The 15,135-nt window shown below is 58.4% G+C and carries 14 protein-coding genes; 8 read left to right on the top strand and 6 right to left on the bottom strand.

From position 1 onward, the window contains the following. Positions 1–490: 490 nt before the first annotated feature. Together V6582_RS19625 and V6582_RS19620 are read left to right on the top strand one after the other, a co-directional pair. Positions 491–859 (top strand): Hpt domain-containing protein, encoded by a 369-nt coding sequence (locus V6582_RS19625; RefSeq protein WP_156547752.1) that lies wholly within the window; start codon positions 491–493, stop codon positions 857–859. Positions 860–1,073: 214 nt separating this feature from the next. Beyond that, positions 1,074–1,394 carry a 2Fe-2S iron-sulfur cluster-binding protein gene (locus tag V6582_RS19620; RefSeq protein ID WP_156590582.1) on the top strand — a complete coding sequence of 107 codons (321 nt, stop codon included), beginning with the start codon at positions 1,074–1,076 and terminating at the stop codon, positions 1,392–1,394. Between the two features lie 72 nt (positions 1,395–1,466). Here the strand turns inward: V6582_RS19620 and V6582_RS19615 are convergent, their stop codons facing one another. Continuing rightward, positions 1,467–2,123: a DUF922 domain-containing Zn-dependent protease gene (locus V6582_RS19615; protein WP_234889785.1), complete on the bottom strand. Its 657-nt coding sequence runs from the start codon at positions 2,121–2,123 to the stop codon at positions 1,467–1,469. A 278-nt stretch (positions 2,124–2,401) separates the two neighbouring features. Here V6582_RS19615 and folP point away from each other — a divergent pair, with 278 nt between their 5' ends. From folP to folK, 3 genes are read left to right on the top strand one after another with little or no spacing between them, the layout of a single operon-like run. Continuing rightward, a complete protein-coding gene (gene folP, locus V6582_RS19610) occupies positions 2,402–3,295 on the top strand; it encodes a dihydropteroate synthase (RefSeq protein WP_337739341.1) in 894 nt (297 codons plus the stop codon). Continuing rightward, a complete protein-coding gene (gene folB, locus V6582_RS19605; RefSeq protein WP_156633382.1) occupies positions 3,288–3,656 on the top strand; it encodes a dihydroneopterin aldolase in 369 nt (122 codons plus the stop codon). The genes folP and folB overlap by 8 nt, the downstream gene beginning before the upstream one ends. Further along, a complete protein-coding gene (gene folK, locus V6582_RS19600) occupies positions 3,640–4,167 on the top strand; it encodes a 2-amino-4-hydroxy-6-hydroxymethyldihydropteridine diphosphokinase (protein WP_272950795.1) in 528 nt (175 codons plus the stop codon). The genes folB and folK overlap by 17 nt, the downstream gene beginning before the upstream one ends. 79 nt (positions 4,168–4,246) lie before the next feature. On the opposite strand, the gene V6582_RS19595 is transcribed toward folK, so the two are convergent. The 4 genes from V6582_RS19595 to V6582_RS19580 all read right to left on the bottom strand — a co-directional run bounded on the left by V6582_RS19595 (position 4,247) and on the right by V6582_RS19580 (position 8,169). Further along, entirely contained in the window at positions 4,247–4,795 is a 549-nt protein-coding gene (locus V6582_RS19595) for a hypothetical protein (protein ID WP_156633384.1), read from the bottom strand. Between the two features lie 152 nt (positions 4,796–4,947). Further along, positions 4,948–6,045: a YcjF family protein gene (locus V6582_RS19590; RefSeq protein ID WP_156633385.1), complete on the bottom strand. Its 1,098-nt coding sequence runs from the start codon at positions 6,043–6,045 to the stop codon at positions 4,948–4,950. Continuing rightward, positions 6,042–7,511, bottom strand: a complete 1,470-nt coding sequence (locus V6582_RS19585; RefSeq protein ID WP_337739342.1) for a YcjX family protein — start codon at positions 7,509–7,511, stop codon at positions 6,042–6,044. Before V6582_RS19585 ends, V6582_RS19590 begins: the two co-directional genes overlap by 4 nt. 157 nt (positions 7,512–7,668) lie before the next feature. Beyond that, positions 7,669–8,169 (bottom strand): SixA phosphatase family protein, encoded by a 501-nt coding sequence (locus tag V6582_RS19580; RefSeq protein WP_156633386.1) that lies wholly within the window; start codon positions 8,167–8,169, stop codon positions 7,669–7,671. 296 nt (positions 8,170–8,465) lie between these two features. Between V6582_RS19580 and dksA the strand changes: the two genes are divergently transcribed. Further along, on the top strand, positions 8,466–8,885 hold the full coding sequence (dksA, locus tag V6582_RS19575) for an RNA polymerase-binding protein DksA (protein ID WP_041696655.1): 420 nt from the start codon (positions 8,466–8,468) through the stop codon (positions 8,883–8,885). 506 nt (positions 8,886–9,391) lie between these two features. Here dksA and V6582_RS19570 read toward each other — a convergent pair. Next, positions 9,392–10,894, bottom strand: coding sequence for a flagellar biosynthetic protein FliO (locus V6582_RS19570; protein WP_156633387.1), 1,503 nt, complete (start codon positions 10,892–10,894; stop codon positions 9,392–9,394). A gap of 409 nt (positions 10,895–11,303) precedes the next feature. Here V6582_RS19570 and cckA point away from each other — a divergent pair, with 409 nt between their 5' ends. Both cckA and V6582_RS19560 read left to right on the top strand, forming a co-directional pair. Further along, entirely contained in the window at positions 11,304–13,922 is a 2,619-nt protein-coding gene (gene cckA, locus V6582_RS19565) for a cell cycle histidine kinase CckA (RefSeq protein WP_156633388.1), read from the top strand. Between the two features lie 314 nt (positions 13,923–14,236). Then, positions 14,237–15,109 carry a DUF3313 domain-containing protein gene (locus tag V6582_RS19560; RefSeq protein ID WP_156633389.1) on the top strand — a complete coding sequence of 291 codons (873 nt, stop codon included), beginning with the start codon at positions 14,237–14,239 and terminating at the stop codon, positions 15,107–15,109. The last annotated feature ends 26 nt before the right edge of the window (positions 15,110–15,135 follow it).

Below are 15,135 nucleotides of genomic sequence, written 5' to 3'. Positions count from 1 at the left end.
TACGCCTCGCTTACGCCTACTCAGGCCGCATTGCCCGACCGGATTGCTTATAAGGCCCGGCAAACGCGGCTAACACCTTAATCATCCAGTCCCCGCACCCATTCGGCCGGTTTTCCCGGCCATCCGGACTGAATTTCGGCAGATCTCGCCGGATTTGTGCATAATGCCCTGGGCTGCAATGGTCATCCATAGCACTACAGGGACTAGCAGCAAAGCCTTGAGGTAATCTGCCTTTCTACCCGTTCCGTAGTGACACATTCCCGATAATGTTACAATTAACGACACGGCTTATCCCAAAGAGATATCAGGCTTATTAACACAATTTAAAGGATCTCAAGTCGTGAAAACACATAATCTGACGGCCTTTAACGGAAATTAACCATAAGTAGAAATATCCGCAGGCGCCTGGCCCGAATTTAACCCCAATCCCACGATTGACAACCATCCTGAATATGAGAACCGTATCATAACAAAAAGGATCTTAAGGGTCATGGCTGCCGTCAATATCGCTTTCGAAGCTCCAGAAGTACAATCCGGACTGAGCCCGTCCAAGGCCAGACCGATCGATCTGGTCCATCTTGCCACGCAGACCATGGGCGACAAGGCCTTGGAAATCGAGGTTTTGCAGATGTTTGCAAAGCAGGCACGCAGCTGTCTGCAGGGGCTTGCCAATGCGTCCGCTGATCCGGTTGCCATTGCCCATCGTCTGAAGGGTGCGGCCAGCGCCGTCGGTGCGTTCAAGGTCGCAGATGCTGCTGCCGAAGTCGAAGGCAAGGGCCCCGATGCAGCCCGGATTGCGGCGATTACCGCAACTGTCGTTGAAGCCGAGCACTTCATTCTGAAGCTTTGCCGTATCTGAAACGAAGGCGCCGTGTCCGCGCCAGTCAAGGTTTAGGTGGCTATGCCCCGGTTGACTGGTCTGTGGATTTGTCAGAAGACTGCGCGCCTGACGGCTGCGCCGGCCGCTGATATCAGCGGCCTTGTTCATCCGGCCAGATTGTCGTCTTTGTCTTCATCGCCGCGACGTGCTGACTGTTGCGCGCGGCGTGCTCTTCAAGCCCCGGATAGATCCCATGACCCAGTTGACCATTGTCGCCTTTGATGGCACCCGCTTTGACCTTGATGCCGCCGATGGCTCGACCGTGATGGAAAACGCCGTGCGCAATTCGGTTCCCGGCATCGATGCCGAATGCGGCGGAGCCTGCGCCTGTGCCACCTGTCATGTCTATGTCGACGAAGCCTGGGTGGAAAAGACCGGCGGTCCAGCGCCAATGGAAGAGGACATGCTGGATTTCGCAACTGATGTGCGGCCCAATTCCAGGCTTTCCTGTCAGATCAAGATCGGCCCGGCGCTGGACGGTCTTGTCGTGCATGTGCCTGAGCGCCAGGGATAATCCACCAATCCAGTTTTCTCCTGTGAAAAGCACTCGTTTTCCATAGGGAATCTATCAAAGACGTTGGCTCGATCAGTCGTGATGGGCTTGCGTTTTCGTGTAGCGGTATTTCAGCAGCCTCATGATCCGGTCGTTGAAATTAACCGCTTCGATGCGGTCGAACCGCAACTGGTCGGCGTCGTGTTCCTGCGTGACCTGATCCGTCAACACCGAAACTTCTTCCTGTAGTTCTTCGCAGGAGGTGGCGCTGGGCAGAGCCTTTAACTTTTGATCGAGGTCGCGGGCGTGCTGCACCGCGATTTCGGCATGACGGGATTCGTGGCGATTGATATCGGCCGATAGCGTATCCCAGATCAATCCGAGTTGCGGATTGGCCGAATGACGGTTTTTCCAGCGCGGCACAATCACCTTGATCGACACCGTCACCTTGATATTGCTAATGGCGCAGCTGCCCTGATGACGCACATAGTCCATGGTGCCGCCAAAACGGATGCGTGTCGCGCCCGGGTGGCGGGTTCCGGTGCTGACCGTGTGCGGGCCTTTGCGCTCCAGTTCTTGGTCGAGATCAGTCGCTGTTCGCCCGCCAATCGGGAAATAGACGGTCGATTTGCGGATAATGGTTTCCGCCTGTGCCATGCCTGCCGTGCCGATGACCACGAGTACCATGCCAGAGACAATCATGCGGGAGACGAGCGTGGCACAAACCAGAGTGCCTTTTCTTTTGGCCATTGAACGTATCCACGACATTGAACTTGATCCCGGTTTGGGGCATACAGCGCCGACATCGACCCGATGTGCCAGCCATTCTGAACAACCCTTGTTTTTCAAGGTGATTTTCACTGCGAATTTCAGCCGTTTCAAGGAAAGGCCGCATAAATTCCCGAACCCGACCGGATTTAAGGAATTATGCAGGTGGCATAAAGTGTTACGGCCAATCTAGTTGCCTTGTATATGGCGCCCTGCGCCGTCTCGGCAACGGTCTTTTCTGCAAGGCATGAGGAAACCGCGTGAAGATCTCAAATCAGCAATGGCATCTGGCGCATGGCCGTAGCCTGACGCTCGGGCCTCAGGCTCGCCTGATGGCGATCGTCAATGTCACACCGGATTCGTTTTCGGATGGTGGCGCCCATTCCAGCCGTGATGAGGCCCTGCGCTTTGCGCTGCAATGTCTCGAGGATGGCGCCGATATCCTCGATATCGGTGGCGAATCGACAAGGCCGGGGGCAGATGCCGTCTCTGCCACCCAGGAGCAGGACCGCATCCTGCCGGTCATCGAAGCCCTGGCGCGCGACACCGATGCGCTGATCTCCGTGGATACCTATCGGGCCGAGACGGCGCGGCTGGCACTGGCCGCCGGTGCGCATATCGTCAATGATGTGCATGGTTTGCAGCGCGAGCCGGAGATTGCCGATGTGGCTGCCGCAGCCGGGGCAGGGCTCTGCATCATGCATACCGGCCGGGGCCGCGATGTTCTGGCCGATCCGATTGCCGATCAGCGGCTGTTTTTCGAAAGCTCACTTGCTATCGCCCGTAATGCCGATGTAGCAGCAGAGACGATTGTGCTCGATCCCGGATTCGGCTTTGCCAAGGAAACCGTGGAGGCCAATATCGGCCTGATGGCGCGCTGTCATGAATTGCTGGATCTGGGCTATCCGCTGTTGGTGGGGACATCGCGCAAGCGCTTCCTCGGCACATTGACCGGGCGCGACGCGGCGGGGCGCGATGTGGCAACGGCGGCAAGCTCGGTTCTGCTAAGACTACAGGGGGCTGCCATATTCAGAGTACATGATGTAAGGACAAATCGCGATGCCCTGGCAGTGGCGGATGCAATGCTAACCATGGCCCCCGATGACGGGCCCGCCGCGCAGGCGCGGCTGCGGGAAGGACGGATCGATGGCTGAGACCTATACAATCACACTGAAGAATTGCGGGTTTTTCGCCCGGCACGGCCTGCATGAGCAGGAGAAATTTCTGGGCCAGCGTTTTTTCATCGATGCCGAACTGGAGCTGCGGTTTTCCTCGGCTCTGGAAACCGATGAACTGGCAGGAACGGTTGATTATGGCGTAGCCTTCAACCTCATCGAAGAAATCGTCACCGGCAAGCGCCGCTACCTGATCGAGGCTTTGGCGCTTGATATCGCCAAATCGCTATGTGACCGGTTCGAACAGATCCTGCGGGCGAAGATCACCGTGCGCAAGCCGAGCGCGCCGATTACCGGCATGCTCGATTATGTCGAGGTTTCCGTTGACCATCACCGATAAGCGCGCCCCGGTGATCGCAGCGCTCGGGCTGGGTGGCAATATCGGCGAACCGGCGCAGGCCATGGCAGCAGCACTAAAAGCCCTGGACGAGCGCCCGGATTGCACGGTGCTGGCGGTCTCGCTGCTTTATCGCACGCCGCCCTGGGGAAAGCTGGATCAGGCGGATTTCTTCAATAGCTGCGCACTGGTGCGCACCACGTTGCCGCCATCCGCGCTGCTTTCGGTCTGTCTGGAGCTTGAGCGGGTGATGAAACGCGAGCGTCGGGAGCGCTGGGGTCCGCGCACGCTCGATATCGATATTCTGCTCTATGGGGATCAAACCATCGAGGAGGATCACCTGTCGATCCCGCATCCGCGCATGGTGCAGCGGGCGTTCGTCCTTCAGCCGCTCTGTGATATCGGCAGCGACCTTGTGGTAGATGGCAGGTCGGTGGCCGACTGGCTGGGGCAGGCGGATGCCCATGATATCGTCGTCGCCGATACCGATCCGCTCTGGTGGAAAAGGAGCTGAATGCAAAAACCCGGGAATCTTTCGATGCCGGGTTTGAAAACTGTTGCCGCGATAGCAATGGCATACCGGCAAAGCCGATTTACTTCTTGATCGAGCCGACCGCGACCTGGTCAACCTGGCGATTGAGCCGCAAACCGATGACAGGAATCATCCGGTCTTCGACCTTGACGGAAATGGTCACGTTCATGGCCTTTTCGTCTTCGATGCTGGCGACCATGGCGCCGTTCAGCTTGGCGCGGTTGATGCCCATCACCACCTTATCGCCATTCACCTGGCCGGAGATGATGTCGAGACCCTTGCCTTCGGCGCCGTCGAGGAACTGGCCGCTATAGGTGCCGCCCTTCATCGAAATCACCGCATTCATCGGCTGGGAAAACACGCCGACCCGGCACGTCCCACCCAGCTTGATGCCAGCTTCGGCACCCTCGACAGGTTCACCCGTCAAATTGCAGTTGAATTTTGTACCCTTGTACTTTCCAGCGACGATTTCGCCAGGTCCGCTCCAGACACCGGAAACAGATTCGAAAAACTGGCGATCTTTCTGGGCAGCATCGGCAACGCCTGCCGGAAGGGCAATGGCGCAGGCAACGGCAAAACTGCCGAGTAGCAAAGAGAAACGGTGCGGCATCGGCTTTCCTTGGCGTAATCGACGAACACTTAGTTGCTGATTTATAGTGCCAAGATGGTTAATATTTCCTTAGTCGCCGCGGTCTCGATGCAGTTTACGCTCGATATCCCATAAGAGATGTCTTGAAGAGTATCTTGCGGAATATTTAATTTTTACAATGCCTTGGTGTCTGGATTGATGGTCGGTTTTAGCGCTGGCATAAAGTCTCCAATGCCTGGACGTCTTAACGCTTTGAACTCCAAGGGGCGGCAGAGGTCCATGGCGGCAATACCGATTCTTGCTGTCATCAGTCCGTTGATCACCCCTTCGCCAAGCCGTGCCGAAAGCCGTGAGGCAAGGCCGTGACCCAGAACTTGCTGGGCAAGGCCATCGCCAATGGCAATCGATCCGGTCACGGCCAGATGGGCAAAGACATCGCGCAGCAGCCGCAACATGCCGATGGAGCCGGGGCGACCACCGTAAAGTTCCGCCATGGCGCGCACCAGGCGCACCACTTCAAACAGCACATAGGCAAGATCGACAAGGGCGCGCGGGCTGACGGCGGTGACCACAGACACCCGCTTTGAGGCGTTGATAATCAGGCTGCGCGCCTTGGCATCCAGAGGCGCCAGCAATTCCCGCTCGGCCAGGGCAATCAGATGCGGTGCATCGATAATGTCGTTTTCAGCCGCTTTCAGCACACTCCGGCCCCGCGCGGTTTCTGCCCGGTGCTGGGTCAGATCCTCGACCTCCTTGACCAGTTTGCGCGCTTCGCTGGCTGTTCCCTGCAAGGAAAGTGCGCTGGCGCGCTGTTTGATGGCCTGCACGGCATTCAGCCGGTAAATGCCCGCCAATTCCCGGATCACCACGACAGTCAGCGCCAATAGGCCGATGCCCAGCAACGTCAGTGCGGTGTAACCAAGCCAATCGGCGCGGGTGAAAAGATCTCGGATCAGGTCATCGATCCAGAGACCGATGGCGAAGGAGGCAAGCGCGCCGAATGCGGCACCGGCAAGCTTGCCGAAGGAAAAGCGGCGCTTGGCAGGCCTTGCAATCGGGACGATGGCGTCGTCTTCGCTCAAGCCTGCCAGGAACGGGTCCTCAGCATCGGGCGTGATCGTCACATTGGCATCGAAGCTTTTCGGCGTGCGCCTTTGCGGTTCGGGCGCCTCGACAAAAGGCGGGCGGGCAGGGGAGGAGGATGGCTCCTCAAGCGAAAAGGCCGCAGGCCGGCGTGGCATTGGGCGTTGCTCTTCTGGTGTCTTGCTCATGCCAGACGGTCTCCGAGGAGAAATTGCAGGGCGCGGTCGAGCCTGATGTGCGGAATGGACAGCTTGATGCCGCCGCCAGTTTCGTCCAGTTCCGGCGGGCGAAACCTTATAATGTTGAGGTCCGGCCCGGTGTCTTTTCCCGATTTTGGCGTTTGAAACAGGCTTTCGATATTATCCGGCAGATCGCCGGGAAAGACCGCTGTCTTGCGGTTGCCATCGAAGCGCTCATTGCCGATCGTTTCGCCCTGCATGGGCGTGCCGACAACGACTGGCAGCAGATGACCATCCTGCTTGACGGTCGCTTCCCGCGTTGCCCGCACCGAGGCCAGGGCAACCACCTCAATGCCCGCGCCCGCCATGCCGATGGAGGTGATCGCCCCATCCACCAGCCGTCTGGTGACGGCCTGCAATTGCTCATGGCTTTCATGATGCAAATGATCGGCCTTGGTGGCGGCCACCAGAACCTTGTCGATCCGCCGTCCAAGCAAGCCCCGCAGCCAGCTGGAACTGCCGGGGCGAAAGCAAGTTAGCACATCGGCCAGCGCCCGCTCCAGATCCTGCACCGCTTCCGGACCGCGATTGATGGCCTGGAGCGCGTCGACAAGCACGATCTGGCGGTCGAGACGGGCGAAATGTTCACGGAAGAACGGTTTGACCACCACGCTTTTATAGGATTCGTAGCGGCGCTCCATCATGGCGCGCAGCGAACCCCTGACGATCTTGGTGTCGGGCTTCAACGCCAACGGTGCGAAGGTCAGTGCCGGAGATCCATCAAGATCGCCCGGCATCAGGAAACGGCCAGGCGGCAGCGTTGAAAGCGACCGCTCATCGGCCTTGCAGGCTTTCAAGTAGTCGGCAAAGGCCTCCGCCAATTGGCGGGCGGTGGTTTCATCGGCGGGCGCATCCGGATCGACACGGCTCGCCAATCCCAACCAGCGCGCCGACAATTCCTTGCGAATGCCGGTCTGGGCCAGTTCCACGGTGTTGCGGCTGAAGGTTTCATAATCCTGAGCGAGAAGCGGCAGATCCAGCAGCCATTCGCCCGGATAATCGACGATATCGATGGCGAGCTTGCCGGAGGAAAATATCCGGCCCCAGCTGCTGGCGCTCTGATATTCCACCACCAGTCGCAGTTCTGAAATGGCCCGGGTAGAGCCCGGCCAGACCCGATCGCGGACCAGGGCGCGAATATGGTCTTCATATTGAAAGCGCGGCACGGCATCATCCGGCTGCGGCTCCAATGTGACGCGGGAAATCCGGCCTGATTGCAGCGGCTCGAACAAGGGCAGGCGACCGCCATTCAGCAGATTATGGACCAGCGAGGAGATGAACACGGTTTTGCCAGCCCGCGACAGGCCCGTGACCCCGAGACGGATCGTTGGATACAGCAGGTTCGAGGCCCGGTCGGCAAGATTGTCAAGCGCGATGCGGGTCTCGTCGGTAAAGCTGGTCATGGATGGCGGCACTGGGCAATGGTCCTGTTGTTTGCCTGCATATAGGGTGTGCGCCAGCGGATTGAAGGCCCAGCGGATGAAGGCTCAAGCCTAAGACCATTGCGTCATGACCGCTTGCGCGCCTTTGCTACGTGCGCCTTTGCCACATCCGCTTTTGGTAGCCGACCCCTCAGGGCTGAAGAAAATCTACCAACTGCCATCGGCTGAGGGTGTCTGCTGCGTCGATAATCGCCAACCCGCCCGCCGGGTAGCCCTGCGGAATGGTGCTGGCCAAAGCCTGTTCGCCGATCAGCACATGCAGACATTCCTCGATTGCCGGATTATGGCCGATCAGCATGATCGACCCCTGCGGGGAAGAGGAGTGCAGGATTTCCAGATAGGTCTCGGCGCCACCGTTATAAAGCGCATCGACATAGCGGATTTCCGCATCCTCGGCGCACATGCTGCGGCGCACGGCATCCGCCGTCTGGCGGCATCTGACAGCGGTCGAACAGATCACCAGATCGGGGCGGTAACCTTTGTCGGCAGCCATATCGGTTATCATCTCGGCATGGGCGTAACCCGTATTGCTCAAGGGTCTGTCGAAATCCTTTTGCCCGGCTCCAGGCCAATCGGCAGCGGCATGCCGCATGAGATAGGTCCGGAAAGGCTTGGAGACGGTGACGGTCATGCAGATGGTGTCCGTTGGATCGAAGCCTTACCTATCCCGCCCGTTCATGCGGCGTCAACAGGGCGGTCGGCACCGTCTGGAAGAGGGAGGTGACGCAGCTGGACGCGCCGGGCGTAAACCTTTGTCAAGAGGTTCTGCGACAAATGAGCCACACAGGTGAAAAACGATGAAAAAATAGTCCTTTAGCTGATTTTTGTGACAGATTTAAAAATCAAGGAAAGCCTTGAGTAAGGCTTGAATGCGACCTTTTCAAAGTATATACGTCCGCCATTGAGATGTTCTTCAGGAGAATCGCGTTGAGTGAGAAGATCAATCTTAGCGACTATGTGCTCTCGGATGACGACGAGTTCATGAACGCGAACCAGCGAGCTTATTTTCGCGCCAAGTTGATCGCTTGGAAAAACGACATCCTGCGTGAGGCAAGGGAAACCCTTGGCCATCTCGCGGAAGAGAGTGCCAATCACCCTGACCTGGCGGACCGTGCATCTTCGGAAACCGACCGCGCAATCGAGCTTCGGGCGCGTGACCGGCAGCGCAAGCTGATCTCCAAGATCGATGCTGCATTGCAACGGATCGATGATGGCACCTATGGCTATTGCGAGGAAACCGGCGAGCCAATCGGCTTGAAGCGCCTCGACGCCCGCCCGATCGCGACCCTGTCTATTGAAGCGCAGGAACGCCACGAGCGACGCGAAAAAGTCTATCGCGACGAATAGACCAGAAGTAGTAGGCCCAGCCTTCATAGGGAAACGCGCGCAGCGGTTCTGCGTGCGGCGCTATGCTGAGATGCATGACCAAGGCGTAGGCATTCCGTGGCGTAAGACGGTGCGTTAAAAACCCATTATGTCCGCCTATGCGGCTGTTTGTTAGAATAGCCTCTTCTGTTTCGGTGGTCTGTGGAAGATTTTCCAGATCATAGCCGAGTTGAGAAAAAGCCCTACCTGAGCTTGCCCGAACGCCGATGCCTTCTATGAGGCACACGGCAAAGGAATCGATTGTTATTGAATCGTTTCCATCAATGCAGCCAGATGACGGGCGACTGCCTTATACCAAGGCTCTGACATGCTGACGCATCCTCGCCTTGAAGGGATTGCAAATATCTCAAATGCATCAGTGGCTTGAGATATTTGCAAACGGAATACGATGAATCATCTTCAATGACTCTTCGTATTAGATGCAGTTTTTTCAGCGAAGTTGGGTTCCCTGTTCCCTAAGGCGAACTCTAATTTTTGCGCGGAGCGCCCATTTCACCGAAAATCCGGGCGATTTCGTCCTGCAAATTGCCTTCCTTCGGCGCGGGGTCTGATGTCACTGTGGCTTGCGGATTGGCACCGGGCGGCGTTCTCATCGGCGCAATGGCGCGGGCAACCGGTGGCTCAACGGTTGGTTTCGGACGCGCAGCCGGTTGGGTCAGGATTTCGCCGTCGAGGATCTTTTCAAATTCACTTTTCAGAGTGTCCAGGTCCGGCTCGGAAGCTGCCTGCGGGGCTTTCCCGGCAACCGGCTCAGGTGTCAGGTCAATCTCTTCGGGTGGGGTAGGGCTCTTGTAGCGATCTGCGGAAAAAGGTTCGACGCGTGCCTTTAATACCCGTTCGCGGGCAGCATCCAGCAGCAGACTGGCTTCCTGCGGGGATGTTGTGGGTGCCACACGAGGTTCGGAAACTGGCATCGACACGTCCGCGGACTTGGTCTCCGCCATGGGCGGGCCAATGTCCGGTGCGGTTTCAGCCGATGCTTCGTTCCGAGCCGCGCTCGATGGCGCATTGACAGCTGGCGCCGTTGACGGTGGTTGCGACGAGACAGCGGTGACAGGCTCGGCGGTGATGGTCTCTGATGACCTCGGCTCGGCTCTGACATTCGACGCCATGAGAATTTCCGGCGCCACCGCCGCAGTCACAGGTTCGGGTGCTGCTGGCCGGCTCTCGGCCTGCGCTGCCGCCTGGGTTTGAGCGACTGGGGCCTTTGCTGGTTGAACCTGCTCTGGCTGAATCTGGGAGGCGACCGGTTGCGGCGGGCGTTCGACGCTCTGTGTACGCTGAATAGTGTCTTCAGGTTTGGGCTTTAGCGCGGCAGGGGCCTGCACCGGCTTTTGCCCAAGGGGCTGTGGGGCAGGCGGTGCGGGCATGGCCTGGGCCGCAGCGGATACAGTGTCCTGGGCCGCAGCCGCAGCAACCGGTCTTGCGGTCGGTTTCTGAGGTGGTGCGGAGGCTGGTTGCGGACGCGGCTCCTGCCGGATCGGTTGGGTTTCCAGCCGTGATGGCGGGGTTTGCAAGGCGGCTTGTGTCGCCGGTTCGTTTTCCTTTGCGTGGCGCGAGGCAAGGGCTGCCAATTCCTGAGCCTTGAGGAGGTCCTGGTTTCTGGCAAGTGCCTCGTTGGCGGCAAGCTCTCCAGCCAGATAGGCCTTCGGCTCACCAATGCCGCTTTCGACCACGATATCGGTCGGGCCGCCGATCAGGATGAGATGCTCGATATTGTCGCGGCGAATCAGCACCAGCCGGCGACGGGCATCCACGGCGGCGGCATCCAGCACTTGCAAGCGTGGTTGGCGATTACGTCCACCGCGCACGAAAGGCGACGGCGCGCGGTTTTTCAAAATCCACAATATTACGACCAATACGGCGAGGGCGAGAAACACCCCGCCAGCGGCAATCAGGAAGCGGCTGCCATAGGCGTTGAGAATATCGTCCATCATGGTGGCTGTCTCCGTCCGAGTATCGGTGGTCATTCAACGCAATTTTCGACTTTGCCTTTGAAAAACGAGGCAAAGCTATACCGGCTCTATATGGCGCATCGCACCATGGCCAAGCAAGCTCCGGCATTTATTCCCTGCCTATTTATTGCGATTGCCCACGAAGTGAAGGGGTAAGATGCCGAAGATCTGTGCCAGATTGCGCCTGAGAGTGTGGGATTGGCTGTGAATGGCTGGCAATGGTGGCCTCGCTGCGCTTTTTGCTGCCCATTCAAGTTGGTAAAGATGTTGCTAACCGTGATTCCCGGCAATGGCGACGGGACAGGCCGTGCGAGACCGGCTATCGTGGTGGCAATGCTGCCGGATGACAAAGCACCGGATGGATAAGGTGCCGGGTGACAAGGCGCCGGATAACAAGGCAAATGAACGCCGAGATGAGGACCGAATGACAAACCAGCAGCAGACAGACGAAAGCGTAGGCCCGCTGGTGGATCGCAGGCCGAGTAGCGGGGCCGCCTTTCGCATCGTCATCCTGGCCTTTGTCCTGCTGGCTGCCGCTGCCGCATTCGTGGTCTTCAAAAACTCGCTGGACAACCAGATCGTGCTGGGTGTGCTGGGCGTCCTGGCCATCGTCGGTATTTTCTTCCTGGTCTCGGCGATCATCGGGTTTATCGAAGTCATGCCGCAGACGCCGTCGGACGGTCTTGGCCGCGCCTTCCTCGACAGCCAGAGTGAGGGAACGCTGGTCACCGATCCGCGTGGGCACATTATCTATGCCAATGCCGCCTATGGCCGGATGACCGGCGCAAGACGGGCGACGGAAGTGCAGACGCTGGAAGCGCTGCTATCCCGCCACCGCGAGGCTGGCGAAGCGCTTTACCGGCTGATCAACGGCTTGCGCGAGGACCGGGACGGGCAGGAGGAGTTCCGGCTGCTGAAACCGCTCGGACCGTTTTCCGACAATGGTTCCGGTGCCCATTGGTACCGGTTGCGGGCTCGCCGTCTGGTGGAGAAGGGGCCGCATAAAGGCCTTCAGATCTGGCAGATTGCCGACATTACCGCCGACCGCGACGACCAGGAGCGGTTTTTCAAGGAATTGCAGAACGCCATCGATTACCTCGATCACGCGCCGGCTGGCTTCTTCTCGGCAGGCCGCAAGGGCGAGATCTTTTATTTGAATGCCACCCTTTCGGAATGGCTCGGCATCGATCTCACGCAGTTTTCGCCAGGCGCCATTTACCTCAAGGACCTTGTTGCGGGTGAGGGCATGGCGCTGATTCAATCGGTACAGGCCGAACCAGGCCTGTCGAAGACCGCAACGCTCGATCTCGACCTGCGCCGGGCCGACGGCCGCAGTTTTCCCGCCCGCCTTGTCCATAGGGTCCGCTCGGCCCGCGATGGCGCGCCGGGGGAGAGCCGGACGATCGTGCTGGCCCGTCAGGAAGTCATTGCTGGGGACCGTTCGGATTCCTCGGCTTCCATGCGCTTTACCCGGTTTTTCAACAATACGCCGATGGCGATTGCCTCGGTGGACGGGCAGGGGCGCATCCTGCGCACCAACGCGCCGTTCCTGAAATTCTTTTCGGATGTCGTTTCCCGCGACGATATCGACCGCAAGATCCGGCTGGATGCGGTCCTGCATGATAATGAGCGTCCGGTATTCGCCGAGGCGCTGTCGCAGGCGCGCGACCGGCAGGTGGACATCGCACCGATTGATTCGCGCCATCCCCTGGATGACATGCGCCATTTCCGGTTCTACGTGAACGCGGTCATCGACCAGAGCGACGAGGCGCCGGAAGAGGCGGCCATCGTTTATGCGGTTGACGTCACCGACCAGAAGGCCCTGGAAACCCAGATGGCCCAAACGCAGAAGATGAATGCCGTTGGCACGCTGGCCGGAGGCATCGCCCACGACTTCAACAATGTTCTGACGGCCATTCTTCTGTCTTCCGACCATCTCCTGCTCCAGGCGCGGCCGTCGGATTCTAGCTTTGCCGATCTGATGGAAATCAAGCGCAATGCCAATCGCGCCGCCGTTCTGGTGCGGCAACTGCTGGCCTTTTCGCGCAAGCAGACCATGCGCCCGACAGTGCTGAACCTGACCGATGTGATCGGCGACCTGCGCATGCTGGTCGACCGGTTGATCTCAGGCACCAATGTCAAGCTGCATGTGGATTACGGACGGGATCTCTGGCCGGTCAAGGCGGATCTCTCTCAATTCGAACAGGTGCTGATCAATCTCTGCGTCAACGCCCGCGATGCCATGCCGCAAGGTGGCAATATCACCATCAGCACCCGCAATGTCACCGGTGTCGAAGCGGCCGCCTATAATCACCGCGGCCTGCCGCATGAAGATTTCGTGCTGATCGAAGTGGCCGACAGGGGCACCGGTATCGCGCCTGAGATCCTCGACAAGATCTTCGAGCCCTTCTTTACCACCAAGGATGTCGGCAAGGGGACCGGGCTAGGGCTTGCCATGGTTTATGGCATCGTCAAGCAGTCCGGCGGCTATATCTATCTGGAATCGGAGGTTGGCGAAGGCACGACATTCCGAATTTTCCTGCCGAGCCATATTGTCGAGCCCGTTGTCATTGATGCGACCCTTGCACCGGGCGCGCAAGCCCCACAGGGCAATGGCCGGGTTCTGGCTGCGTCCGAATCCGAAAACTCCAAGGAGCCCGACGATCTGACGGGCAAATCCGCTGTCGTTCTGCTGGTGGAGGACGAGGACGCCGTGCGGCGCGGCGGCAAGCGCATGCTGGAAACCAGGGGCTATACGGTCCACGAGGCCTGTTCCGGCGTCGAAGCGCTGGAAATCATGGAAGAACTGGAAGGCAAGGTCGATATTGTCGTCTCCGACGTGGTCATGCCGGAAATGGACGGCCCGTCGCTATTGAAGGAATTGCGCAAGACCTATCCAGATATGAAGTTCATCTTCGTCTCTGGCTACGCCGAGGATGCTTTTGCGCGAAATCTGCCTGCCGATGCCAAATTCGGATTCCTGCCAAAGCCCTTCTCCCTCAAGCAATTAGCCATCGCCGTTCGCGAAATGCTGGATGCCTGAACTAACTTGCCCTGAATTGGCTTTGGCCTGAACTGAATGGGCATTAAGAGACTGCGAAATCCATCACACGCTCGATAAGGTGTGTGATGGTTTGCGGCTCGAGATTTGTATGGCTTCTTCGAAGCGTCAATATGGTTTTAATTAATAACTTTTATTTCAAATCACGATATTCACGGTTGCCACTCGGAACACCCCGAAATTGCCTTGAATCGATTTCTATAGAAGGCCATTGCCCCTGGCTTCGACATCTTTTTTGGATTTGCGAATCGATCACGACATATGGTGCCAAGGCTTACAGAAAAGGTCTTTATTTTATGACATATGTGCTTGTGTGTGCCCTTGCCCGTCGCGAGGCAAAACGTGCAGGTCGCTCCCGCCTTTCGGTGATTTTGCCCTTGGCATTCGGTCTTGGTCTTTCCGGTTGCGGCTCGGTTCCCTTGACGACATCGGGTTCTCTCAAGTCCTATGACAAGCTGGGCCCGGTCGAGGGCAAGCTCAGCAAATCGCGGGTCTTTCTGGATGAACAGACGCTGTTGATGGCCCGTTCAATCGCCATTTCACCAACGAAATTATCGCCGCAGGCGCGCTCGAAGCTCCATGAACCAGGCAGCGACCGGCTGGTTTCCAACGCGCTGGATCGGGCATTGTGCATCGATCTCAGTGACAGGTTCCGCGTGGTGCGTCCCGGCGAACCAGCCGATTTGACCGTGCAGGCGGAGATTACCGACATCGTTCCGACCGGCAAGCTTGCCGCTGGTGTTTCCAAGGTGACAACGCTTGGAACATCCGCCGTCTTGCCTGTCGGTATTCCCCGTCTTCCGATCGGTCTCGGCGGCCTTGCCGTGGAAGCCGAAGCGCTTACTCCGCAGGGAACACAAGTCGCGGCAATCGTCTGGTCCAGGGGCGCAAACTCGATAACCAATGGGCCCCGCGTCTCCGAAGTCGGCGATGCCTATGGCCTAGCCTCAGCCTTTGCCGGCCAGTTTTCGCAGATGCTGCAAAAAGGCCAGAAACCCTCCGGCATCAACCTGTCCTTGCCATCAGGGCAAAAGCTGAAATCGGGACTGGGCGGTGCACCCAAGAATGCCGCCTGTGAAGCCTTTGGGCGGGCGCCTGGCATTGGCGGAATGGTTGGAACCATGGTCGGCGCACCGCCATCCTGGTCGGACAAAGCCGGCAAGCAGTAGGGAGACTATCGAGCCTGGAAGCTGAT

The sequence above is a fragment of the Agrobacterium vitis genome (assembly GCF_037039395.1).
In the GTDB taxonomy this organism is placed as follows: Bacteria; Pseudomonadota; Alphaproteobacteria; order Rhizobiales; family Rhizobiaceae; genus Allorhizobium; species Allorhizobium vitis_E.
Note: the sequence above shows the minus strand (reverse complement) of the source record. Positions and strands in the feature narration are given on the sequence as shown.